The 22,799-nt window shown below is 50.3% G+C and carries 22 protein-coding genes and 7 tRNA genes; 11 read left to right on the forward strand and 18 right to left on the reverse strand.

What is annotated here, in order from left to right; all coding sequences use genetic code 11:
- Positions 1 to 49: 49 nt before the first annotated feature.
- From nadD to leuS, 4 genes are read right to left on the reverse strand one after another with little or no spacing between them, the layout of a single operon-like run.
- Positions 50 to 706: a nicotinate-nucleotide adenylyltransferase gene (gene nadD / locus IE064_RS12365; protein ID WP_189618083.1), complete on the reverse strand. Its 657-nt coding sequence runs from the start codon at positions 704 to 706 to the stop codon at positions 50 to 52.
- The gene (gene holA, locus IE064_RS12370) at positions 706 to 1,737 is read right to left on the reverse strand and encodes a DNA polymerase III subunit delta (RefSeq protein WP_189618084.1); all 1,032 of its coding nucleotides are present in this window, start codon (positions 1,735 to 1,737) and stop codon (positions 706 to 708) included. The genes nadD and holA overlap by 1 nt, the downstream gene beginning before the upstream one ends.
- Positions 1,737 to 2,246 (reverse strand): LPS-assembly lipoprotein LptE, encoded by a 510-nt coding sequence (locus IE064_RS12375; RefSeq protein ID WP_229800029.1) that lies wholly within the window; start codon positions 2,244 to 2,246, stop codon positions 1,737 to 1,739. Before IE064_RS12375 ends, holA begins: the two co-directional genes overlap by 1 nt.
- 27 nt (positions 2,247 to 2,273) lie before the next feature.
- Positions 2,274 to 4,853, reverse strand: coding sequence for a leucine--tRNA ligase (gene leuS, locus IE064_RS12380; RefSeq protein WP_189618085.1), 2,580 nt, complete (start codon positions 4,851 to 4,853; stop codon positions 2,274 to 2,276).
- 123 nt (positions 4,854 to 4,976) lie between these two features.
- On the opposite strand from leuS, the gene IE064_RS12385 reads away from it, so the two are divergent.
- Positions 4,977 to 5,477, forward strand: coding sequence for a zinc ribbon-containing protein (locus tag IE064_RS12385; protein WP_133039552.1), 501 nt, complete (start codon positions 4,977 to 4,979; stop codon positions 5,475 to 5,477).
- Between the two features lie 55 nt (positions 5,478 to 5,532).
- Here IE064_RS12385 and IE064_RS12390 read toward each other — a convergent pair whose 3' ends face one another.
- The 11 genes from IE064_RS12390 to IE064_RS12440 all read right to left on the reverse strand — a co-directional run bounded on the left by IE064_RS12390 (position 5,533) and on the right by IE064_RS12440 (position 15,984).
- Positions 5,533 to 6,177, reverse strand: a complete 645-nt coding sequence (locus IE064_RS12390; protein WP_189618086.1) for a tetratricopeptide repeat protein — start codon at positions 6,175 to 6,177, stop codon at positions 5,533 to 5,535.
- Complete coding sequence (locus tag IE064_RS12395) at positions 6,164 to 6,997, reverse strand: SDR family oxidoreductase (RefSeq protein ID WP_229800030.1); 834 nt, start codon at positions 6,995 to 6,997, stop codon at positions 6,164 to 6,166. Before IE064_RS12395 ends, IE064_RS12390 begins: the two co-directional genes overlap by 14 nt.
- 5 nt (positions 6,998 to 7,002) lie before the next feature.
- Positions 7,003 to 7,698 (reverse strand): iron-containing redox enzyme family protein, encoded by a 696-nt coding sequence (locus tag IE064_RS12400; protein ID WP_189618087.1) that lies wholly within the window; start codon positions 7,696 to 7,698, stop codon positions 7,003 to 7,005.
- 13 nt (positions 7,699 to 7,711) lie between these two features.
- The gene (locus IE064_RS12405; RefSeq protein WP_189618088.1) at positions 7,712 to 9,205 is read right to left on the reverse strand and encodes an AMP-binding protein; all 1,494 of its coding nucleotides are present in this window, start codon (positions 9,203 to 9,205) and stop codon (positions 7,712 to 7,714) included.
- A gap of 8 nt (positions 9,206 to 9,213) precedes the next feature.
- A complete protein-coding gene (locus IE064_RS12410; RefSeq protein ID WP_189618089.1) occupies positions 9,214 to 9,912 on the reverse strand; it encodes a thermostable hemolysin in 699 nt (232 codons plus the stop codon).
- Positions 9,913 to 10,023: 111 nt separating this feature from the next.
- Positions 10,024 to 11,571: an apolipoprotein N-acyltransferase gene (gene lnt, locus IE064_RS12415; protein ID WP_189618090.1), complete on the reverse strand. Its 1,548-nt coding sequence runs from the start codon at positions 11,569 to 11,571 to the stop codon at positions 10,024 to 10,026.
- Positions 11,571 to 12,452: a CNNM family magnesium/cobalt transport protein CorC gene (corC, locus tag IE064_RS12420; protein ID WP_189618091.1), complete on the reverse strand. Its 882-nt coding sequence runs from the start codon at positions 12,450 to 12,452 to the stop codon at positions 11,571 to 11,573. Before corC ends, lnt begins: the two co-directional genes overlap by 1 nt.
- A 31-nt stretch (positions 12,453 to 12,483) precedes the next feature.
- A complete protein-coding gene (gene ybeY, locus IE064_RS12425) occupies positions 12,484 to 12,945 on the reverse strand; it encodes an rRNA maturation RNase YbeY (RefSeq protein WP_133039545.1) in 462 nt (153 codons plus the stop codon).
- Positions 12,935 to 13,999 (reverse strand): PhoH family protein, encoded by a 1,065-nt coding sequence (locus IE064_RS12430; protein WP_133039544.1) that lies wholly within the window; start codon positions 13,997 to 13,999, stop codon positions 12,935 to 12,937. Before IE064_RS12430 ends, ybeY begins: the two co-directional genes overlap by 11 nt.
- Before the next feature lie 124 nt (positions 14,000 to 14,123).
- Positions 14,124 to 15,548, reverse strand: coding sequence for a tRNA (N6-isopentenyl adenosine(37)-C2)-methylthiotransferase MiaB (gene miaB / locus IE064_RS12435; RefSeq protein ID WP_189618092.1), 1,425 nt, complete (start codon positions 15,546 to 15,548; stop codon positions 14,124 to 14,126).
- 97 nt (positions 15,549 to 15,645) lie between these two features.
- Complete coding sequence (locus IE064_RS12440; protein ID WP_189618093.1) at positions 15,646 to 15,984, reverse strand: hypothetical protein; 339 nt, start codon at positions 15,982 to 15,984, stop codon at positions 15,646 to 15,648.
- 226 nt (positions 15,985 to 16,210) lie between these two features.
- On the opposite strand from IE064_RS12440, the gene IE064_RS12445 reads away from it, so the two are divergent.
- From IE064_RS12445 to IE064_RS12490, 10 genes are all read left to right on the forward strand, one after another.
- Complete coding sequence (locus tag IE064_RS12445) at positions 16,211 to 17,353, forward strand: FAD-dependent monooxygenase (protein ID WP_189618122.1); 1,143 nt, start codon at positions 16,211 to 16,213, stop codon at positions 17,351 to 17,353.
- 96 nt (positions 17,354 to 17,449) lie between these two features.
- Positions 17,450 to 18,037 (forward strand): aminoacyl-tRNA hydrolase, encoded by a 588-nt coding sequence (pth, locus tag IE064_RS12450; RefSeq protein ID WP_133039541.1) that lies wholly within the window; start codon positions 17,450 to 17,452, stop codon positions 18,035 to 18,037.
- Between the two features lie 85 nt (positions 18,038 to 18,122).
- Positions 18,123 to 19,214, forward strand: a complete 1,092-nt coding sequence (gene ychF / locus IE064_RS12455; protein ID WP_189618094.1) for a redox-regulated ATPase YchF — start codon at positions 18,123 to 18,125, stop codon at positions 19,212 to 19,214.
- Positions 19,215 to 19,388: 174 nt separating this feature from the next.
- Positions 19,389 to 19,465: transfer RNA gene (locus IE064_RS12460), tRNA-Met, on the forward strand.
- Between the two features lie 28 nt (positions 19,466 to 19,493).
- Positions 19,494 to 19,578, forward strand: a tRNA-Leu gene (locus tag IE064_RS12465).
- 43 nt (positions 19,579 to 19,621) lie between these two features.
- A tRNA-Gln gene (locus IE064_RS12470) sits at positions 19,622 to 19,696 on the forward strand.
- 19 nt (positions 19,697 to 19,715) lie between these two features.
- Positions 19,716 to 19,790: transfer RNA gene (locus IE064_RS12475), tRNA-Gln, on the forward strand.
- A gap of 4 nt (positions 19,791 to 19,794) precedes the next feature.
- Positions 19,795 to 19,871: transfer RNA gene (locus IE064_RS12480), tRNA-Met, on the forward strand.
- A 56-nt stretch (positions 19,872 to 19,927) separates the two neighbouring features.
- Positions 19,928 to 20,002 (forward strand) — tRNA-Gln (locus tag IE064_RS12485).
- A 19-nt stretch (positions 20,003 to 20,021) separates the two neighbouring features.
- A tRNA-Gln gene (locus IE064_RS12490) sits at positions 20,022 to 20,096 on the forward strand.
- Positions 20,097 to 20,209: 113 nt separating this feature from the next.
- Here IE064_RS12490 and IE064_RS12495 read toward each other — a convergent pair.
- The 3 genes from IE064_RS12495 to lolB all read right to left on the reverse strand — a co-directional run bounded on the left by IE064_RS12495 (position 20,210) and on the right by lolB (position 22,623).
- Positions 20,210 to 21,157 (reverse strand): ribose-phosphate pyrophosphokinase, encoded by a 948-nt coding sequence (locus IE064_RS12495; RefSeq protein WP_133039539.1) that lies wholly within the window; start codon positions 21,155 to 21,157, stop codon positions 20,210 to 20,212.
- 75 nt (positions 21,158 to 21,232) lie between these two features.
- The gene (gene ispE / locus IE064_RS12500; protein WP_133039538.1) at positions 21,233 to 22,087 is read right to left on the reverse strand and encodes a 4-(cytidine 5'-diphospho)-2-C-methyl-D-erythritol kinase; all 855 of its coding nucleotides are present in this window, start codon (positions 22,085 to 22,087) and stop codon (positions 21,233 to 21,235) included.
- Entirely contained in the window at positions 22,084 to 22,623 is a 540-nt protein-coding gene (gene lolB / locus IE064_RS12505) for a lipoprotein insertase outer membrane protein LolB (RefSeq protein ID WP_229800035.1), read from the reverse strand. The genes ispE and lolB overlap by 4 nt, the downstream gene beginning before the upstream one ends.
- Positions 22,624 to 22,799 lie beyond the last annotated feature (176 nt).

Here is a 22,799-nt window from a genome sequence, read left to right on the forward strand (position 1 = left end):
AGATGTTCAAACGCCGTAGTATATACCTAAACCGTTGGCAGAATCAGCCTCAGTTGCGGTAAAGCTGTTGCGCTAAGATGTAATCCAGTACTTCGGTGGGAACGGCTTCCCGACATAATTGCCAGTTCTCTGTGGCAACGGCCTTACGCAACGCCGTTGAGGAGTAGGGTTGCGGTGCAACATCCACCATGATGATGTCACCACTGTTGTGGCCGAGCCCAAGATGTAGCTGCGCCAAATGCTGCGCGGGACTGATGTGTCGCTGCTGCCATTCGCTGTAGAGCGGATTGTCAGTTTGCAGTTGCCAGCCATCGCGGTAACAGACTACCAGATGGCATAAGTTGAACAGCTCTTGCCAGCGCTGCCAACTGGTTAACGACACCAGCGAATCTGTGCCCATGATGAAATAAAACATGTCGTTAGGGTGTTGTTGTCGCAGGTGTTGCAGTGTCGTAACACTGTAGGACAAGGTGGCGCGTTCCAATTCAACAGCGTTAATGGAAAACTGTGGAAAAGGCCGCATTGCTAATTGCAGCATTTTAAGGCGTTGGGCGGCGCTAGCGCTGGCCTGCTGTTTGTGCGGCGGAATATTGTTCGGCATCAGCCACAGCTGATCGAGCTGGAGCTGCTGCAATACTTCAGCCGCTGGCCGCAGGTGACCATAATGCACTGGATCGAATGTACCGCCCAAAATCCCTATTCGCATCAGTTTAACTCGAATTGCTGTAACTGTCGGTGAGCCTCAGCATCAAACATCAGACACAGGTGGCTGATGCCGATCCAATCCTCACGCCCTTGTTGCTTAAGTGCCAGTTCCAGTTGGGAGCTGACGCTAAGCATACGTTCTATTGCTTCCAGTGATAGGCGTTTCAACGCCTGTTGGTATAAAGGTTTGCGTTTATCCCAGATCCGGTATTGCCCAAACAGCTGATTGAGGTTGTGTCCGACATTAAGCGCGGACTGTAGCTGCCATAACTGTGTTAGCTCTTTCTGTAGTGCCCAGTGGACGATCGGCAGTGCGGTATCCTCTGCTTTTAACTGTACCAGCATGTGCTGCGCTTTATCCTGCTGATTTGCCAGCAAGGCATCGGTGAGCTGAAAGACACTGAATCGCGATTGATCTTCAAAATAGTGAGCCAATTCAGCGGCATTCACCGGACGTTGGTTGGCCAACAACTGCAATAACTGCAGTGCCTGATCCGCCGCCAACAAGTTGCCTTCATAAAGGCTAGCAAGCATCGCCTTGGCATCGGGCTGTAACTGCAACTGGTAATGTTGGATTTGGCTATCTAACCAGCGCAAAAATTGTGGCCCTTCTGGCGTGGTGCATGGAACGAAAATGCCTTTACTATCTAGTAACTTAAACCACTTGCTGTGTTGTTGCTCCTGTGCCAGTTTGGGGCCGGTGAGCAGCAATACCGTATCGGGATTAGGCTGTTCCAGCAGCGCTTGCAACATGGCGCTGCCATCGCTTCCTGGCTTGGCCTGGGACAACTGCAATTCGATAACCCGGTGGCTGGCAAACAGACTCATGGCATGCCATTCGTTATACAGATCCTGCCAGTTAAAGTTTGTTTCCTGTTCTAATTGCACTCGCTCAGCAAAACCCTGAGCGCGGGCGGCTGCTAGTAATTGAGATTTGGTGGTATCCAGCAGCCACGGGTCATCGCCAAACAGCAGATAACAGGGCTTGAGCACTGTCAGCTGCCGGGCAAGCTGATCTGGATACACCCGCATTATTTCACCTCGGTGGCAGCCAGTGTCTGGATAATATAATCAGCGGCCTGAACGCGCATTTCTTTCACCAGCAGATCCATTTCACGGCTTTTGGCGAGTGCGGTACGTGGGTCATCTAGGTAGTCGCGGCGCACCTCGGCAGTAAAGCTCTGCGCTTCTTTATCGGGCATGGCGATGCTGAAAAACACTCGGTAGATCAGTTCATACTCTGCCACGTTACCTGTGGGGTAGATAGACAGTGTGGAACGCTCCAGTGAATCCTTCATCAAGGTCAGCCGTGGCAACTTGGCACTGACTGGTTTGACGCTGATATTGTGCAGCCGCAGACGATCCTGCACCAGACGGCTCAATTCGCTGTACTGGTCTGGGGTTATCAAACTGAGAGTTCTCAGTTGTGGCGGAATAGAGTAGCTGCCTTGCAGATGAAACCCGCAACCGGCACTGGTGAGCATCACCAGTGCCAGTGCCGAGAACATCAGTCGCCGCATATACTTGGTAAGTGTCAGCATGAATGTCCTGTGCCTGAATGACTTATGTTAGTTAGCTACGATGTTTAACAGTTTACCCGGCACATAGATCACCTTGCGCACTGTTTTCCCTTCAGTGTGTTTCTGTACCTGTTCATCAGCCAACGCCAGCGCTTCAACTTGCGACTGTTCGGCATCGGCCGCAACGGTGATTTTCGCCCGCAGTTTACCGTTAACCTGCACTACTACCAGCTTACTGTCTTCCACCAGCGCTTCGTTATCAACTTCTGGCCAAGCAGCCGTTTCGATATCATCGGCATGACCCAGTGCTTGCCACAAACTGAAACTCAGATGTGGGGTGATGGGGTACAGCAACCGCACCATAGCAGACAGCGCTTCATCCATCAGTGCGCGGTCCTGAGCTGTGTCCTGTGGGGCTTTCTGCAGATTGTTCATCAACTCCATCACCGCGGCGACGGCGGTGTTGAACATCTGTCGCCGACCGATATCATCGGTCACCTTGGCGATAGTCTTATGCAGTTCGCGGCGCAATGCTTTTTGATCGGCACTCAGGCTGCTAATATCAAGCGTAGTCACCGCTCCGGCGTTGATATGATCGGATGCCAGTTTCCACAACCGTTTGATAAAACGATGCGCACCTTCAACACCAGATTCCTGCCATTCCAGGGTCATTTCTGGTGGTGCGGCAAACATCATAAACAAGCGCACGGTATCAGCACCGTATTTTTCCACCATCAGTTGCGGGTCGATGCCATTGTTTTTTGACTTGGACATCTTGCTCATACCGGTATACACCAGTTCATGGCCTTCTTTGTCTACCGCTTTGCTGATACGACCTTTGTCGTCACGTTCCAGCACTTCTGCATCCAGCGGCGAAACCCAAATACGAGCACCTTTGTCATCGGTGTAGTAGAAGGCATCAGCCAGTACCATGCCTTGGGTCAGCAGTCGTTTAGCGGGCTCATTGCTGCTAACCAGTCCGGCATCCCGCAGCAACTTGTGGAAGAAGCGGAAATACAGCAAGTGCATACAGGCGTGTTCAATGCCGCCGATGTACTGATCTACTGGCAACCAGTAATTGGCTTTATCCGTGTCCAGCATCTGGTTGGCTTTTGGTGAGCAATAGCGGGCGTAATACCAGCTGGATTCCATAAAGGTATCAAAGGTATCGGTTTCTCGCAGTGCATCCTGGCCGTTCACTGTGGTTTTCGCCCAAGCTTTATCGGCTTTAATTGGGCTTTGTACACCATCCATCACCACTTCTTCCGGCAAAATGACCGGCAATTGATCGGCGGGAGTTGGGATCACGCTGCCATCTGGCATGGTAACCATAGGAATGGGAGTGCCCCAGTAGCGCTGCCGGCTAACACCCCAGTCACGCAACCGGAAATTGACTTGGCGTTTGCCTTTGCCTTCGCTTACCAGTTTATCAGCGATAGCGTTGAAGGCCGCTTCAGAGGTTAAACCGTCAAATTCTCCCGAATTAAACAGGATGCCTTTATCGGTAAATGCGGCTTGGCTCAGATCGGGCTCACTATCGACAGCTTTGATCACGGCTTTGATGGGTAAACCATATTTAGTGGCAAACTCGTAATCACGTTGATCATGTCCGGGAACCGACATTACTGCACCCGTACCATAGTTCATCAGCACAAAGTTTGCGGCCCATACCGGCACTTTATCTCCGGTCAGCGGATGGATGGCATATAGGCCGGTTGCGACACCTTTTTTCTCCATCGTGGCTAAATCGGCTTCGGAAGCGGTACTTTGTTTACATTCTTCAATAAATGTCGCCAGTGCTGGATTGTTAGCCGCCGCCTTCAGTGCCAGTGGATGACCGGCAGCGATAGCCACATAAGTGACCCCCATCACGGTATCGGGACGGGTGGTATAAATATCAAAGCTGTCGTTACTGTCCGCAACCTGAAAGGTCATTTCCAACCCTTCCGAGCGGCCAATCCAGTTACGCTGCATCGCTTTTACCTGTTCCGGCCAGCCGTCCAGGTTATCGATTTCGTTCAGCAACTCTTCGGCATAAGCGGTGATTTTGATGAACCACTGTGGGATCTCTTTCTGCTCGACTTTGGTATCGCAGCGCCAGCAGCAACCGTCTACCACCTGTTCATTGGCCAGTACGGTCTGATCGTTCGGACACCAGTTGACTGAGGAGGTCTTTTTGTAGACTAAACCCTTGTCATATAACTTGGTGAAAAACCATTGCTCCCAGCGATAGTATTCTGGTGTGCAGGTGGCGATTTCACGGCTCCAGTCGTAGCCAAATCCCAGCATTTTAAGCTGGTTCTTCATGTAGTTAATATTGGCGTAAGTCCAAGGTGCTGGTGCCGATTTATTCTTGATGGCGGCATTTTCGGCCGGTAGACCGAAGGCGTCCCATCCGATGGGCTGTAGGACGTTTTTACCTTGCAGACGCTGGAAACGAGAGACAACATCACCTATGGTGTAGTTGCGCACATGACCCATGTGCAAGCGACCGGAAGGGTAGGGAAACATAGAGAGACAGTAAAATTTCTCTTTGCTGTTATCTTCGGTGACTTCAAAAGTTTTGTTGTCTGCCCAGTGCTGTTGAACCCGGGCCTCAATTTCTGAGGGATTGTATTGCTCTTGCATCAGGTTTTTCGGCATTGCCGCCCATAAATTTGAGAGATACGCGCTATACGGCGCATTTTAAATCCGCATAGAATAAACCAGAAGTGAGTCATTCACCAAGACTCGTCTTAAAGGAGTAGCGCCATGAGTGATAAAAGTAAGGAATTGCTGGAGCTGTATCGGGATTTGTTTCAGAAAGTGAAGGAAATCTATCAGCAGGATAACACTCTCACCGTCAAAAGCCTGCTCAGTACCATTAAAAAAGGTAAGGAATATTTGGCGTTAAAGCGCCATGCCGATGAAGAACAGTTGCAGTTGGTAGAGGAGTTTCTGCAGCGGGACATCGCCAGTTTTATCGCTGCTCAGACCGAAGATGATCTGAGTTACAGCCCAACGGCGATCACTTTGGAAAATACGCTTTGGCACTGGTTGGGCGAGATCAGTGACCGCAGCCAAGTGGAATGGCATGAGTTAGCTCGGCAATTCAGTCAAAAAGGCGTGTATCACAGTGGTGATATCGTGACGCAAGGTACTCTGACTTGCACCAATTGCGGCTACAAAATGGACATTGAATTTACGGATGTGATCCCTGATTGTCCTGAGTGTGACCATTCAGAGTTTACCCGTGAACCACTGATGCCCTGAGTGCATCAGCGCCTATAAAACAAACGCAGCCTAGGGCTGCGTTTGTTGGCAGAAATTAACTCTGTTGTTTTTTCAATTTATCTAGCGCTGCGGCTATCTCTTGCTTACGGCCACTATCTGCCAGTTCCCGCCCTGGACGCGGAGCAGCCTGTAGGGCTTTTTGCAGATATTTTTCGGCCTCATCATAGCGGTCATCATCTAATAGAAATTCACCGTAGAAGTAGTTGGCATCAATACCATTGGGGTTAATGCTCAACGCCTTTTTCAAAAGCTCTTCGGCTTTATCATCGTCACCAAAACCGATGGGCCAACCTGGTACTTTAAAATAAAGCACCCCCAGACTGGTGTATGCCGACCCCTGCAAGGTCTCGGGCTCACGGGCAATGGCTTTTTCGAAATCCGCTTTAGCAATCTTGGCATATTTCAGCGCCCCGAGTCCGCCGCTAACGCCAGCATAAGTGGAGTTAATGATACCGTGCCAGATGACAATGGCAGTATCTTCCGGGTAGGTTTTTACCGCGTCATCCGCTTGCTTGAGCAGTGCATCAAAGGCCTTTTCCTGCGCATCACCTTTCAACGTGTAATTGTTGACAGCCCACTGCTGTTGCAGCTGTTGTAACGCTTGGTCACTGGCATCGCTGGCTTGGGCGCTGGTGGCGAATACCACACAAGTCGCCAACAACAGATTAAGATACTTCATGATGTTCTCCTGCGGTTTGCGGTGCCGAGGTGGTACCTTGGCAAAAACGTTTGATAATCGGCAGCTGTTTGAGTAGCGACTTGTCCACTACGCTTGGTAACAATGCGTTGATACGTACAAAGAGTGATTCCGGCCAGCCAAGATACACATCGCCTTGGCGGTGTTGGGCCAGTGCCTGACACAGCTGTTCGGCGACCCACTCTGGACTGTCGGTTTTATTACCAAGTTGCTGATTCATATCCTGCATTTCCTGGCTATTCAGTTCGGTGTCAGTAGCGCGAGGGGCGAAATACAATACCGTTACAGAGGTATCTGCTAGCTCACGGCGTAGCGCCTCGGTAAAACCATGTAGGCCGGCCTTACTGGCACAATAAAGGGTTGAACCGGCACAGCCGATACTACCGAGCACCGAACCCACATTCACTATGGTGGATGGCTTCAGTTGCAACAGTGGTAGCAAGGTGCGGCAGATATTCATGGGTGCCAGCAGGTTAGTACTGATAATACGTTCACTGTCAGCGGCGTTACTGGCGGCCAGCAGTTGTAGTTGATTAACACCAAGACAGTTAATCAGCGTATCTGCTTCAAACGCTTGCGCTGCGTTAAAAAGAGCTTTGAGACCGGCAGTTGCCGTAAGGTCTGCCGTCAGTAATTGATGGCCATTGCCTTCAATTTCATCTTTGAGTACGTTAAGTTTGCTGCTATTGCGGCCACACAGCAGCAACTCATGTCCTTGAACCGCCAGCGCTTTTGTCACGGCGTTGCCAATGCCACCGCTGGCACCGGTGATGACAACTCGTCTGCGATGTATCTTCATCATCTACCTCAGCCGGCTTTGGAGACAGGCGCAACGTCGTTGAGTGTCAATGCCTGCGTGGCATCGAGTTCGCGAAATACGTTGCCATACAACCGATAAAAATTATTGGCGGCATGGATAATCAGTTGCTGTTCGGCAGGATCGGTAATGCGGTTCATTAATCCCTCGAAAAAATGCATGTGTTTTTTGTCCAGCTCGCCATGGGACTTGAGGTAACTGAATGCTGGTTCTGGCAAACCCAGAGTACTCTGGATCCTGTCGGCAGCTATTAACGCCATATTAATACTGGTGCCTTCGAGTACATTGACCATTCCGAAGAATCCCAGCGGATTGACGCGACACACCATGTCCCAAGCGTAAGCAACCATCAATTCAGTTGCAAAATTGGGGGTACTGTTACGGGCCTTTTCTTTGTTAAAACCACAGGCGGCAATATCGTTCAATATCCACTCTTGATGGCCTTTTTCCTCATCAATGTATTCGGCAACGGCTTCACGTAGCCATTCTTTGCTTTCTGGCAAGCGTGAACCCACGGCCATTAACAAAGGAGAAGTATGTTTCACATGGTGATAAGCCTGCTGTAAAAACGCGACATATTCCGGCAAGGTGACATTCCCGGCTAGGCAGTGGTTGATAATGGGGGTGTCTAGTAGGTACTGGCGTCCGGCAGCAGTTTGCAGCTGTAATTCGTCGTAAAAAGCCATAAGCTACCTCGTCTCAGTTACTCATTGGGTTGGATTGATACAGGGTGTCAATCTGTGTCTCAAAAGCCTGTAACAGCCGTGCTCGTTGCAGACGACCATTGGCGGTCATATAAGGTAATAACTGTTTATCATTCAGTCTCAGCCATTGGCGGATCTGGGCATAGTCCGGCAACTGGCTATTGGCCGTTTTTATCCAGTCAGCAATTTGTTGATCTTGTACAATTGACGATGCACTGAGCAGGGCACACAGATAGGGTTTGTCATCTCCCACGACCACGCATTGATTCAATAAGGGTTCCGACATCAGCACCGATTCAACCCATTCTGGGCTGATGTTGCGGCCAAAGGAGGAGATCAGTAGATGCTTGCGACGACCATCAATAAATAACCAGTCAGCATCGCAGTGACCGAGGTCGCCGGTATAAACTTCATTGGGGTACCAGCTGTCAGCGTCTCCGGCATAACCCAGATGACAGGAACCACTGACCACAACTTCCTGTTTTTCAATGCGAACTTGACAATGTGGCAGAATTTTACCGGCAGCGCCGATGTAACTGGTGGTAGGGGTATTGAGTGCCACCACAGAACCACATTCTGACAATCCATAACCTTCGTAGACGGGAAGTCCCAGCTGTCGAGCATTGTTGAGCAATTGTGGATCGACCCGACCGCCGCCGACGGCAACAAATTTAAGTGATGGTGGTGCTTGCCACCCTTGCTGACAGGCGGCTACCAGTAACCGCAGTAGCTGCGGGATCAGAATCATCGAATGTGGTTTTACTTCCGCAATACATTGCAGCAACCGCGGACTGTCTAGATTGGAGCTACCCAGCATGCCTCGCTGAGCATCCGTTGGGATAACCACAGTACCGCCACACAAAAGCGGACTGTATACCCCGGCAATATTCTCCAATAAGGTACTCAGTGGCAGCAGACAAAGATGTTTGGGATGCGCAATTGCAATGGCGTCGGCCAACGACTGTGCCACTCGCCATTGGTGATCTCGGCTGAGGCAGACACCTTTGGGACTTCCCGTTGAACCTGAGGTGAAGGTAATTTTTTTTGTGCCTTCCGGCAGCTGTTCGGTGCTGTTGAAGGGCAATTCCCAACAATGGAAACGTTCCGGTAGCGGCCAAGCGACCACACCAGGTAATGCCTCGTCTAAATCCAGTTTGCATTGGCCAGGCAACAGCAATTCTTCGCTGAGGAGCAGTTCAGCACCAGCCTGTTCAAGACAACTACGGATTTGTTGCGGAGTAAAAAATAGCGGTAATGGCAGACAGACTATGTTGGCTGCATGGCAGGCTAAATCGACAATCACCCAGTCGATACTGTTGCCGCCGTGTAGGGCAACACAGGCAACCTGCTGTTGTTGCAACCAGTTTCCCAAAGCCTCTACACGCTGCGCTAACTGCTGATAATTGAGGTGTTGCTGGCCATCTTCGACCGCATTGACTGTCGGAAACGCTTGTGCGGTCTGACCCAAAAACTCCACAATATTATTCATATTATCTCTCACTTACGACGGATTGCAGCGGCGATACTCAGCGTCTGGAGATTGTAGGTCGCTGCAATTTTTGATAGTCGAGGATCTATGTTGATGATGTCGCAGGCCCGCTGTAGATTGCCTATCATGACTCGCGGGTTATTGCGGTAATAACTGCCCCAAATACTGTAGTCACCATCCAATCTGGCAGGATCTGCAGGACACAGACAATAAGGTTCAAATCCGAGTCGCTGCATCAAGTGCTGTACCTGTTCAGTGGCGGTAAATACCATCCATTCATAACCAGCACCGGCCAGCATCTTTGCCAGCGTGACCATCAACATTGGCCCGAATGCCTTGGTTCCTAAGGCCAAGTTGCCGATTTCAATCAGGCTGTCACGCACAACCGGACGTCTGGCAACTTCAGCCACTAATTGTTCGATTGCCGCAGGCAGATATTGTTCCAAAAACAATGGTTGATTTTGTCCCGGACGCAATCCATAGGCACCGACAGTTTGTCCGTGATGGTTAATTTCAATAAGCCAAGGCAAGAAACTGTGCAGATGTGCATGGTGGACTTGCTGGAATTTCGACGCGATAAATTGCTCTACTACCGCACGTTGACTATGGGTGATGGTTACCAGTTCTAACGAGGGGACAATGGATTGCAGGGAGTGCATGCCAGAATCGATGGCTGCCGACGGTGTCTGCGGCAATTGCTGGGACATAAAGGATACTCCGCTGGTGATATCTCATGATCCACCCTAGCGGAGCCAGCTTAAGGAACACTTATGAAATTCAGATTTAATTAATATTTTGAATTTTTCAATTCACTGAATTTATTTATATTTCTTGTTAACATGGTATATCAAGTGTAACAGTAACAGCGATAGGCTCAATATCAATACTGGCCATTGCCCCCATTTAGCGAACGGGGTGACACCGCTGACTAAATCCACGTTAGCAGTCAGCACTCCTTCCTGGAACTGCGGTAATCTGGCGGTGATATTGCCATATTCGTCAACAACCGCCGTGACACCGTTGTTAGTATCCCGCAGCAAAGGGCGCCCCAACTCAGCCGAGCGCATCTGCGCAATTTCCATATGCTGCAATGGCCCGTTGGATGCACCAAACCAGGCATCATTGGAGACCGTCAGCAGTAACTGAGTATCCGCGGTCACGTTATCTCTTAGCTGTTCGGGAAAGGCAATTTCATAGCAGATCGCTGGGGCCAAACGGAACCCTCCCGCTTGGATGTTTGGTTGCACGTAGGCCCCGCGACTGAAGGAAGACATCGGCAAATTGAATAACGGCGCTAGAGGTCGTAACAAGGCTTCAAACGGGACGAATTCACCTATGGGTAATAAATGATGTTTGCGGTACTGATTAGAACCATTAACCTGATAATCCCCGGCCGGTTGTTGATGGTGATGGGCATTGCCAAGCACAATCAATGAGTTATAAAAGTCCGTTTGATCAAGGCTGACAATCCCCGAGACAATTGCCGTGTTGTTGAGATTGGCGACTTTATTGGCGTTGTCCAGAAACGGTTCGACCATAGATTCTGGTGCTGGAATGGCAGCTTCGGGCCAGATAATAATATCGCTATCAAAATGTGGTCGCGACAAATCCATATATTTCAGTAAGGTGGGCCACAAAGCATTGGGATCCCATTTCATACTCTGGGGGATATTGCCTTGTACCAGCGCAACACTGACCGTGTTGCCGGTACGCTCAATGCCGTTATGATGGGGCGCTTGCCACACCGCCAGAGCCATCAGCGCGATGAGCATCGGCAGACTTATCCAGCGTCTGCGCAATAATAAAACCAAGCTGCCAGCGAGCATTGCCAGCAGCAAGCTGATCCCGAGTGTGCCGATATAGGCCGCTAACGGCTTCAGCGGACCACTATTTTGACTGTAGCCAGCCCATAACCAGGGAAATCCGGTTAGCACCCAGCCGCGCAGCCACTCGGTCAGTATCCAGAGGGCCGGAAACAATGCCAGCGCATTCCAGTGCCTAGCACGGCGTAGTGCCAGCTTCACCCATAATGCGCCAGCAAGTGCTGGGTACAACGCTAGATACAGTGCCAGCAGCGCCATCAGCAACATGGAGACCGGTAAAGGCAAACCTCCATACTGGTAAATACTGACGTGTACCCAACTGATGCCGAAGGCAAAGCTGCCCAAGCCAAAACTCAGCCACAGATAAAAGGCACGTTTCGGCGATGCCCTGTCACTTAACCACAGTACCAACGCCAACGCTAATGGATAGATTGGCCACAGGTCATATGGGGCAAAGGAAAGGCTGGTGGCCGCACCAGCAACAAAGGCAAGTACGGCATTGGCCCAGGGAGATTGCCGGATACGGCTGGCAGATGAGATCACTATGGGTTGTTTTCTTCAGAGTTGTTATTGTCGTCAGGCAGTTTAATGCGTAACTGTAGTAAGCGCCGAGTATCGGCACTGATCACTTTAAATTCAATCCCTTCAATGGTGATTTTTTCATTGCGTTCTGGCAGATGACCAAAGGCATGACTCACCAGCCCGCCAACGGTGTCAAACTCTTCATCACTGAAGTGAGTGTTAAAATTTTCATTGAAATCTTCGATGTGGGTCAGCGCCTTGACCATATAGACTTTGCTGCCTACTTTGCGAATATCCGGTTCCTCGGCTGCATCATGGTCAAATTCGTCTTCAATCTCGCCAACGATCTCTTCCAGAATATCTTCAATGGTGACGAGTCCAGAAACACCCCCATATTCATCAACCACAATCGCCATATGGTAACGTTGACTACGGAACTCCTTCAGCAGCACATCGACCCGTTTACTTTCGGGGACAACAACCGCCGGACGGATCACTTGTTCCAGGGTGAAGGGTTCATCACTGTTATTAAAACCGTATTTAATCAGGTCTTTTGCCAGCAAAATGCCTTCGATGTGATCTTTGTCTTCATTGACGACAGGGAAGCGGGAGTGGGCTGACGAAATAACGGTGTGGAGTACCTCTTCGACAGAATCGTTAAATTGAATGGCAACAATCTGCGAGCGGGGGATCATAATGTCCCGAACTCGAAGATCAGAGACTTCCAAAACACCCTTGATCATCTCGCGGGTATCTTCGGTAATCAGGTCGCGTTGTTCCGCGTCCTGAATGACTTCTACCAATTCGTCGCGATTCTGGGGTTCGCCCATGAACAACTGGCTGACACGATCAAACCAGCCCTTCTTGTGGGCGTTAGTACTCGGGGGGATATCATCACTCATAGTGGTGTCACAGTTCGTGGAAGACGAACTTTTATTGCTCCTTGTAAGGGTCAGAAAAACCTAGGCTTTCAATGAGTTCTGTCTCAATGGCTTCCATTTCTTCAGCTTCGGCGTCATCGATATGATCATAACCTAGCAGATGCAGGCATCCATGCACAACCATATGAGCCCAGTGAGCCTCTAATGGTTTGTGTTGTTCCTGTGCTTCATTCTCAACGACCGGGGCACAAATAACAAGATCCCCGATCAGTGGCAACTCAATGCCGGGAGGTGCTTCAAATGGAAAAGACAGCACGTTAGTGGGCTTGTCTTTACCACGGTAATCCAAATTCAGCTGATGACTTTCGGCTTCATCGACCAGTCGAATTGTCATTTCGGCTTCATCTAAGCGGCCGTCCAGGGCTGTGGTTGCCCAACGTAAAAATTCGGCCTCTGTCGGCAATTGCGTGGATTCAGAGGCAATCTGTAGATCTAGTGTCAGCTCAAGACTCATGTTCGGAGGATTCCGTAATATCAGAAGGTTCGGTCAGTTTATACTGACTATCGTGACGGGCACTGGCGGCCTGTTGGCGTTGTTCATAAGACTCATATGCCTCCACAATCCTCGCCACGACCGGATGACGCACCACATCTTTTGACTGGAAAAAGTTAAAGCTAATTTCATCGACATCGCCGAGCACTTCAATGGCATGGCGCAAGCCCGATTTAACATGGCGCGGCAAGTCAATCTGGGTGATGTCACCGGTAATCACCGCTTTGGAATTAAAGCCAATACGGGTCAGGAACATTTTCATCTGTTCCACAGTAGTGTTCTGGCTTTCATCGAGGATGATAAAGGCATCATTCAAAGTCCGGCCACGCATGTAGGCCAGCGGGGCAATTTCAATCACGCTGCGTTCTATCAGGCGTTCGACTTTTTCAAAGCCCAGCATCTCAAATAGTGCGTCATATAAAGGTCGCAAGTAAGGGTCGACTTTCTGACTCAGATCCCCCGGCAGAAATCCGAGTTTTTCACCGGCTTCTACCGCTGGTCGGGTCAACAGAATACGCCGCACTTCTTGCCGTTCCAGTGCATCTACCGCTGCGGCGACCGCCAGATAGGTTTTGCCAGTACCCGCCGGGCCAATACCAAAAGTAATATCGTGGCGAACGATGTTAACCACATACTGACTCTGGTTAGGATTACGCGGTTTAATCACACCCTTACGGGTTTTAATAAAATGCTCTTGAGGTTGTTCACTGTCATGGTCAGCTTCTACGGAGATAGCTTCCTGAATGGCAATGTGCACTTTTTCCGGTTCCAGATCCGGCGTGCTGCCTTTGAGTGGTGCGGTTTCTACATATAATGTGCGCAACAAATTGCTGGCGGTCAGGCAACCCTGAGGCTGGCCGACAATCTTAAAATGGTTGTTGCGGTAACTGATCTCGACACCAATACGACGTTCGAGCTGTTTGATATTGTCATCAAATGGGCCGCACAGGGACGCCAGTCGGCGACTATCCGCGGGCTCCAGATACAGATCCATGGCGGTTAATTTATGGGACAAATAAAACTCCGATAATAGATTACGCTACACTGCTCAGTTTACGAGCCTCACTGACGAAATGCCATGAGAAAAATGTCATTGGTCAGCAAGCTAAAAGGCGACCGTGGCCGCCTTTTTGTCATCACTAGGGTTGGTAGTGTTTTACTCCAAGTTCATCGGCACTTTGGTGTTTTGCCAAAATATCCACTGGCCGCAGATTGCGCCGCAGATCCATTTGATCTTCACCACGAATGAACTTACCCCGCAGTGAGTTAGGATAAACATCGGTGATCTCCACATCGACAAACGTACCAATGTGTTGGGGGTGTCCTTCAAAGTTAACCACGCGGTTGTTTTCAGTGCGGCCACGCAGTTCCATCGGATTTTTCACCGATGGCCCTTCCACCAAAATGCGTTGCACCGTGCCTAACATCTGGCGGCTGTAGCGCATCGCTTGATGCGTAATGGTGTCTTGCAGTCGTGCCAGCCGTTGTTTTTTCTCTTCCAGATCCACATCGTCCGGCAAGTCAGCCGCTGGCGTGCCGGGACGCGCGCTGTAAATAAAGCTGAAGCTATGGTCGAAATTCACTTCCTCAATCAGCTTCATGGTGTCTTCAAAGTCTGCGGCGGTTTCGCCGGGAAAACCGACAATAAAGTCGGAGCTGATCTGGATATCTGGCCGAGCTTTACGCAGACGGCGGATAATCGACTTGTATTCAAGCGCCATATGACCGCGCTTCATTAAGGTCAGAATACGGTCAGAACCTGACTGTACCGGCAGATGCAGGAAGCTCACCAGCTCTGGCGTGTCGGCATAGACATCGATGATGTCCTGGGTGAATTCAATGGGATGGCTGGTGGTGAAGCGGATACGATCTATGCCATCAATCGCCGCCACATAGCGCAGCAGTTCAGCAAAGGAGCAGATGTCACCATCAAATTTTGCGCCGCGATAGGCGTTGACGTTTTGCCCCAGCAAGTTAACTTCACGCACTCCTTGCTGTGCCAGTTGCGCCACTTCCAGAATAACATCGTCCATTGGCCGGCTGACCTCTTCACCGCGGGTATAAGGTACCACACAGAAAGAACAGTATTTGCTGCAACCTTCCATGATAGAGACAAAGGCTGTGGGGCCTTCGGCACGAGGCTCTGGCAATCGGTCAAATTTTTCGATTTCCGGGAAGCTGACATCAATAACGGCATGACTGCCACCATGTACTTGGTTGATCATCTCTGGCAAACGATGCAAGGTTTGCGGGCCAAACACGATGTCAACACAGGGCGCCCGATCTTTGATGGCTTTGCCTTCTTGCGACGCAACACAGCCACCCACACCGATAATCAAATCGGGATTTTTATCTTTGAGGCCTTTCCAGCGACCCAACTGATGGAACACCTTTTCCTGTGCCTTTTCACGAATTGAACAGGTATTGAGCAGCAGCACATCGGCATCTTCTGCTTCGTCTGTCAGGGTATAGCCCTGAAATTCGTTCAACAGGTCGGCCATCTTGGCTGAGTCATACTCATTCATCTGACAGCCCCAGGTTTTGATATGGAGTTTCTTGCTCATCAGTTTTGCGCCGCTCTCACGTACATCAAGGAAAATAGCGCGCCATTTTACCTACAGTTGTCGCCGCTTGCCAACGTTTGCCAGTAGCAAAATGGCATTACCTAGCTCCCCTGTGCTGAGTTGCGGCATAACCGGTTGTTTCTATTGTTGCTGCATGTTGGGTCAGTAATGGTGGATGGCTCGCCATAAAGCGCTGTACCATCTGCTGATTATCACTTTTGGCCGTGTCATAAATATCTGCCACCAGAGCAAAATGTAATTCGCTCATGGTTTCCGCGAATTGTTGATATAAGGCATAATTGACTGAACCTATGTAGGTTACAGTAATCACTTCTAGCTTTTCCGGCAGTTTTTCAGCCTTGCTTTGCAACGGGAACAATGCTCCGACAGCGATAAGTGCGGTGGCAGCAAAGCGGCCAAAGGATGTGATTGCCATATTCTTCTCCTAGGTTGTGATGAACCTGTACCGCACTGCGCAGGTGTTATAGATAGGACACTTAGTGCGAATCAGGAGGTTGGAATTGGGTTGCGAATTATTTCACTTTCGGGGAACGGTCGGCGTTACTAAATCCGGTGGCCGCAGCAAATAGAACGACAACAGCAGGAATGCAACAGTGACAAAACAACATCAACAGCAGGATATTGTCATTATCGGTGGTGGTATGGTGGGCGCCGCCGCAGCTGTGGGACTGGCTCAACTTGGTTTGCGGGTGGCCGTGGTGGAAGCCTGTGCCCCAGAGGCGTATGATCCAGAACAAGCGCTAGATGTCCGAGTATCGGCGGTATCACTGGCATCGGAGAATCTGCTGGCGCGGTTAGGGGCGCTTGAAGGTTTGCTACAGATGCGGCAGGTGGCTTATCGCGGCTTGGAAACCTGGGAAATGGAAGGCTGTATCACCCGCTTTCATGCTGAACAGTTGAAATTGTCGCATCTTGGGCACATCGTGGAAAATCGCCTTGTGCAGTTAGCCTTATGGCAGCAGTTTGAGCGCTATGACAAGCTGACGGTTTGCTGTCCGGCGCAGGTTACGCGCATGGTGCGCAGTTGCAGTGGTATCGAAGTGAGTCTGGATAACGGCCTAGTATTGGATAGCCATCTGCTGGTCGGCGCCGATGGTGCCAATTCATTAGTCCGCCAGTGGGCGGGGATTGGCGTGGCGGGTTGGGATTACAGTCAGTCCTGTATGTTAATCAATATCGCCACCGCTGAGGATGAACAGGATATTACCTGGCAACAGTTTACCCCGCGTGGCCCGCGTTCTTTGCTGCCACTGCCGGGACATCATGCTTCCCTCGTGTGGTATGACGATGCAAAGATGATCAAAGGGCTGATGCAGTTGTCACCTAAGCAACTGAAGCAAGCCATTGACAGTCATTTCCCGGAGCGACTCAACCGTGATTTCGAAGTGCTGGAACGTGGCAGCTTTCCGTTAACTAGACGCCATGCTAAACAGTATTATCGTGACAACCTAGTGCTGTTGGGCGATGCGGCTCACACCATCAACCCGTTGGCGGGACAAGGGGTTAATCTCGGCTTTAAAGATGTGGATACACTACTGGAAGAGGTTGCATCGGCGTTGAGTGATAACCCTGTCCAGTGGTGGGATAATGCAGTGCTGGCACGCTACCAGCGGCGGCGTTGGTACGATAACCAACTGATGATGACGGGGATGGATCTGTTCTATGCCGGTTTCAGTAATGATATCCTGCCGCTGAAACTGGTGCGCAATCTTGGACTAAAACTGGCGGATATCAATACGCCGGTGAAACAGCAGGTACTCAGATACGCGCTTGGTTTGTCCTGATTATTTGTTGCCAGCGTATTTGCAGTGTTAAAATGCCGCGTTTTTGGTCGCGGCATTGTTATTTTCCGCGATAGGTAAGTGAGAAAAACAGAAAAGATGACCACCATAAAACTGATTGTCGGGCTGGGTAATCCAGGTGCGGAATATGCCCAGACACGGCATAATGCCGGTGCTTGGTATGTGGCACAACTGGCGGGTAATTACGGCGCTAGCCTGATGCCAGAAAGTAAATATTTCGGACTTACCGCCCGTATTACAGTGAAAGGCCGTGATGTACGTCTGTTAGTGCCCACTACTTTCATGAACCTCAGTGGTAAAGCGGTTGGAGCGCTGGCGAGTTTTTTTCGCATTGCGCCAGATGAGATCCTAGTGGCACATGACGAACTGGATATGCCGCCAGGAGTGGCAAAGTTTAAGCTCGGTGGTGGTCATGGCGGTCATAATGGTCTGAAAGATATTATCGCCAGCTTGGGAAACGATAAAAATTTCTACCGGTTGCGTATCGGTATCGGCCACCCAGGCGATAAGAATAAGGTCAGTGGTTACGTACTTGGGAAAGCGCCTCAGGCAGAGCAACAACGTATTGATGCCGCCATTGACGAAGCCTTACGGGCCACCGATATTCTATACGCTGAAGATATGACCAAAGCCATGAACCGCCTGCATGCGTTCAAGGCTGAATAACGAATCAATGACATCAGGCTGCTGGCACACCAGTAGCTGTCCGGTGTAGCAATACCGGAAATTACAGTGAGATAAGGTAACTATCATGGGTTTTAAATGTGGCATCGTTGGTTTGCCCAATGTCGGTAAATCGACACTGTTCAATGCGTTAACTAAAGCTGGTATTGAAGCGGCAAATTTCCCTTTTTGTACTATTGAGCCCAATACCGGTGTTGTGCCGGTACCAGACGCACGGCTGCAAGTGCTGGCAGACATAGTGCACCCAGAGCGCGTACTGCCAACCACCATGGAATTTGTGGATATTGCCGGTCTAGTCGCCGGAGCGTCAAAAGGTGAAGGACTGGGTAATAAATTTTTGGCCAATATTCGCGAAACCGATGCTATTGGTCATGTTGTGCGTTGTTTTGAAAATGACAACATTGTGCACGTTGCCAACAAGGTGAATCCGGCCCATGACATCGAAGTGATCAACACGGAACTGGCGCTAGCGGATCTGGATAGCTGTGAACGGGCGATACTGCGGCAGCAGAAACGCGCGAAAGGCGGCGATAAAGACGCCAAGTTTGAAGTGGAAGTGCTGGAAAAACTCAAGCCGGTACTGGATGAAGGCCACATGCTGCGCACTCTCGATCTCTCAAAAGAAGAGTTAGAAGCGGTGGCTTATCTGAACTTCCTGACGTTAAAGCCTACCATGTATATCGCCAACGTTGCTGAAGATGGTTTTGAAAACAACCCCCATCTGGAGGTGGTGCGCGCTATTGCCGAGAAAGAACGGGCGGTGGTGGTGCCGGTTTGCGCTGCTATTGAATCTGAACTGGCGGAAATGGAAGATGCTGATCGTCAGGAATTTATGGCCGATATGGGGCTAGAAGAACCCGGTCTTGATCGGGTGATCCGCGCCGGTTATGAGCTGCTGGATCTGCAAACCTATTTTACCGCTGGGGTGAAAGAAGTGCGCGCTTGGACCATTCCAGTGGGAGCTTCTGCACCGCAGGCAGCAGGTAAAATCCATACTGATTTTGAACGTGGCTTTATCCGTGCTCAAGTGGTTTCTTATGACGACTTTGTGCAGTTTAAAGGCGAGAATGGCGCAAAAGAAGCCGGTAAACTGCGGGTGGAAGGCAAGACTTATATCGTCCAGGACGGGGATGTCATGCATTTCCTGTTCAACGTTTAAGGTGCGTAAAAACGCAATAAATTGTCGTGATTTGCATATCTGATGTGCAGTTTGGTGAGATTCTAAGCGAATGGCGGGAGTGCCGGGCTTCAGCCCGAAAAAGCTGTTGACCTGTAATACCTGAATAAGCATAATACGCCCCGTCCTCTCGGCAGAGGGGCGTCAAGTTATCGTGGCTATGTAGCTCAGCTGGTTAGAGCACAGCACTCATAATGCTGGGGTCGCAGGTTCAAGTCCCGCCATAGCCACCATCCTTCTCGGATGTTAAAAGAGATAAATGCGGGAGTGGTGAAATTGGTAGACACGCCAGATTTAGGTTCTGGTGCCGCAAGGTGTGAGAGTTCAAGTCTCTCCTCCCGTACCATCTTTCCTGTTATAGGAAAGCAGCCATAGAGATAACTTGCAGGTGGGGTATCGCCAAGCGGTAAGGCACCGGGTTTTGATCCCGGCATTCCCAGGTTCGAATCCTGGTACCCCAGCCATTTTTTCATAGTGTTATCTTGGGGTATCGCCAAGCGGTAAGGCACCGGATTCTGATTCCGGCATACCTAGGTTCGAATCCTAGTACCCCAGCCAATATGGCTATGTAGCTCAGCTGGTTAGAGCACAGCACTCATAATGCTGGGGTCGCAGGTTCAAGTCCCGCCATAGCCACCATGTTGCACTGTATGCCTGCAGTGAAATATCAGGCCTTCAGCCGTAAAGCTGACTTTTGGGGTATCGCCAAGCGGTAAGGCACCGGGTTTTGATCCCGGCATCCCCAGGTTCGAATCCTGGTACCCCAGCCATATTCATGTAACGATTTTTTGGGGTATCGCCAAGCGGTAAGGCACCGGATTCTGATTCCGGCATACCTAGGTTCGAATCCTAGTACCCCAGCCAATACAATGAAGCCCGTCCCATAAGACGGGCTTTTTGCTGTCTTTGTTTGAAGTATCTGGACGCTAGCCATAAAAAAACGCACCCTTAGGTGCGTTTCTATTATCACTGCGCAATTACTGGTGAAACATTGCAGAGATAGATTCTTCATTGCTAACGCGGCGAATGGCTTCCGCCAGTATGCCAGACATGGTGAGTTGTTTGACTTTACCACTGGCAGCAATTTCCGGGCGCAACGGGATGGTATCTGTCACTATCACTTCATCGATCACGGAATTGGTGATGTTTTGCAGCGCGGCACCAGAGAATACTGGGTGTGTAGCATAAGCAAAGACGCGGTTGGCACCGTGTTCTTTCAACGCTTCAGCGGCTTTACATAGCGTGCCGCCAGTATCAATCATATCGTCAACGATAATGCAGTCACGCCCCTGTACGTCACCGATAATATGCATCACTTGGGCAACGTTTGCCTGCGGACGACGTTTATCAATAATCGCTAGGTCGGTATCGTCCAGCAACTTCGCAATAGCACGGGCACGTACCACACCGCCGATATCTGGGGATACCACAACAGGGGTTTCTAGTTTTTTCTCCAGCATGTCTTCCAACAGCACTGGACTACCGAAAACGTTATCTACTGGCACGTCAAAGAATCCCTGGATCTGTTCCGCATGTAGGTCACAGGTCAGTACGCGGTCTACACCAACACTTGACAGAAAGTCGGCCACGACTTTGGCAGTAATTGGTACACGGGCGCTACGGACACGGCGATCCTGACGGGCATAACCAAAATAGGGAACCACAGCGGTAATACGGCCAGCAGAGGCACGACGCAGGGCATCGACCATCACAACCAGTTCCATCAGGTTGTCATTGGTTGGCGCACAGGTGGATTGAATGATAAAGACGTCAGCACCACGAACGTTTTCGTTGATCTGGACACTGATTTCTCCATCGCTGAAACGGCCTACCGTGGCGTCTCCTAGTTTACAAAACAGACGGTCTGCTATCTTTTTAGCAAGACTGGGGGTAGCGTTCCCAGCAAAGAGCTTTATGTCGGGCACTTTAATGAACCTCGGGCGTTTGCATTATTGTGATCTGGAGGGACAAGTGACAAGCTGTGCCCCTGAAGAAACTGTTCAGCACCGCGTCAGACGGCGCTGTAACGGCGAAATATTTGTTCCTTTTGCCACAAATCCGTGGAATGTCGTTGGCATTTGTGCCAGACACTCCAGCGCTTGTTGCTGCGTTTTGAATTCCCCGAACACACAGGCGCCTGTTCCGGTCATTCTTGACGGGGCATATTCTAGCAGCCACGCCAACGCCTTGGCAACTTGAGGAAAGGCGTTACACACCAGTGTTTGACAGTCATTTTTCCAATTTGCGGACAATAGTTCTGTCAGCGAAACCTTTGGCGTATCTCTTGGCAAATCAGGATGCTGAAAAATTTCTGCCGTCGAAACATGGACATCGGGGGCTATTACTAGATACCAGTGTTCCGGAATATCAACGGCTTGAAGTTTTTCGCCAACACCTTCAGCAAACGCAGCATGGCCGTGGATGAAGATAGGAACATCAGCCCCCAGCTTGAGCCCTAGGGCTGCCAACTGCTGATTGTCGAGCCCCGTTTGCCACAGTGAATTGAGTGCCACTAATGTGGTGGCCGCATCGGATGAACCGCCGCCAACACCACCGCCCATCGGCAGTTTTTTATCCAACCAGATTTCAGCGCCAAGATGGGTTCCAGTTTGTTGTTGGAGCAAATTTGCCGCTTTGACTATCAAATTGTCGGCATCAGCAATACTGCTCGGGAGGTTGGAGTGCAGCGAGATTTTGCTAACGGTAGTGATCTTAAAATCCAGCAGATCGCCATGTTCTAAGAATTGAAATAACGTTTGTAACTCGTGATAACCGTCAGCTCGACGACCGTTGATATGCAGAAACAGGTTGAGTTTGGCTGGTGCCGGCCAGCCTAAGGAAAGTGTTTGGGTCATAAACGCTGATTGTCCATGGGCACTTGCACGTTGGTCAGTGCCTGCCATTGATTCAATTGGATTTTTAACTGTAAATTGCCACGATCTAACCGTAGCAGACGCGGCACCGTGGTACCGCTTTGCGGCTGCCAGCCCTGATATTGAATGCGCCAAGGTGGCAAAACACTGGCATCGGTGAGTTGCAGCGGGCGTCCATTAACATCGCGACTGACCTGATAGTCATCACTGACAATTCCCAAAATCCACTGTGGCAGTTGTGTTAATGGAAATTGCCAGTGACCGAGCCGGTTTAACAACGCCTGCGGATCGTCCCCCTCATAGCTATTACCATTGACTTCCAGTTTGGCGTACCCCTCACGGCTGCTCAGTGTCAGTACGCTGGTCCCCAGCATAGTGGTCAGCTTTAGCTCATCGTTATCGGGCGTGTGTAGCCAGTATAAGTTAGTACTAAAACTTTCCTTGGGCGATTTTACCGCTAGCTTTCCCTGCAATTCCCAAGCACTGGCAGCCGCCGGGCTGGTGACTTGTGTCGCCACCCAGTTTTTGTCCGCCAAACTACTGCAGCCGCTCACGAAAATGGTCGTGATAATCCACAGCAACACTTGTATTGTCGGGCGGTAGGATGTGCAATTTGTGATGTTGGTCAAAATATTCGCCACTCATCGACCATAAATGATGGCCTATGATACGGGGGCTTAGCGGTCAGACACAA

Source organism: Shewanella fodinae, assembly GCF_014651955.1.
Lineage (GTDB): Bacteria > Pseudomonadota > Gammaproteobacteria > Enterobacterales > Shewanellaceae > Shewanella > Shewanella fodinae.

Excerpts from the sequence above, each read along its gene's own strand:
- nadD (WP_189618083.1), bottom strand. The coding sequence starts at position 706 with ATGCGAATAGGGATTTTGGGCGGTACATTCGATCCAGTGCATTATGGT.
- holA (WP_189618084.1), bottom strand. The coding sequence starts at position 1,737 with ATGCGGGTGTATCCAGATCAGCTTGCCCGGCAGCTGACAGTGCTCAAG.
- IE064_RS12375 (WP_229800029.1), bottom strand. The coding sequence starts at position 2,246 with ATGCTGACACTTACCAAGTATATGCGGCGACTGATGTTCTCGGCACTG.
- leuS (WP_189618085.1), bottom strand. The coding sequence starts at position 4,853 with ATGCAAGAGCAATACAATCCCTCAGAAATTGAGGCCCGGGTTCAACAG.
- IE064_RS12385 (WP_133039552.1), top strand. The coding sequence starts at position 4,977 with ATGAGTGATAAAAGTAAGGAATTGCTGGAGCTGTATCGGGATTTGTTT.
- IE064_RS12390 (WP_189618086.1), bottom strand. The coding sequence starts at position 6,177 with ATGAAGTATCTTAATCTGTTGTTGGCGACTTGTGTGGTATTCGCCACC.
- IE064_RS12395 (WP_229800030.1), bottom strand. The coding sequence starts at position 6,997 with ATGATGAAGATACATCGCAGACGAGTTGTCATCACCGGTGCCAGCGGT.
- IE064_RS12400 (WP_189618087.1), bottom strand. The coding sequence starts at position 7,698 with ATGGCTTTTTACGACGAATTACAGCTGCAAACTGCTGCCGGACGCCAG.
- IE064_RS12405 (WP_189618088.1), bottom strand. The coding sequence starts at position 9,205 with ATGAATAATATTGTGGAGTTTTTGGGTCAGACCGCACAAGCGTTTCCG.
- IE064_RS12410 (WP_189618089.1), bottom strand. The coding sequence starts at position 9,912 with ATGTCCCAGCAATTGCCGCAGACACCGTCGGCAGCCATCGATTCTGGC.
- corC (WP_189618091.1), bottom strand. The coding sequence starts at position 12,452 with ATGAGTGATGATATCCCCCCGAGTACTAACGCCCACAAGAAGGGCTGG.
- ybeY (WP_133039545.1), bottom strand. The coding sequence starts at position 12,945 with ATGAGTCTTGAGCTGACACTAGATCTACAGATTGCCTCTGAATCCACG.
- miaB (WP_189618092.1), bottom strand. The coding sequence starts at position 15,548 with ATGAGCAAGAAACTCCATATCAAAACCTGGGGCTGTCAGATGAATGAG.
- IE064_RS12440 (WP_189618093.1), bottom strand. The coding sequence starts at position 15,984 with ATGGCAATCACATCCTTTGGCCGCTTTGCTGCCACCGCACTTATCGCT.
- IE064_RS12445 (WP_189618122.1), top strand. The coding sequence starts at position 16,211 with ATGGTGGGCGCCGCCGCAGCTGTGGGACTGGCTCAACTTGGTTTGCGG.
- pth (WP_133039541.1), top strand. The coding sequence starts at position 17,450 with ATGACCACCATAAAACTGATTGTCGGGCTGGGTAATCCAGGTGCGGAA.
- ychF (WP_189618094.1), top strand. The coding sequence starts at position 18,123 with ATGGGTTTTAAATGTGGCATCGTTGGTTTGCCCAATGTCGGTAAATCG.
- ispE (WP_133039538.1), bottom strand. The coding sequence starts at position 22,087 with ATGACCCAAACACTTTCCTTAGGCTGGCCGGCACCAGCCAAACTCAAC.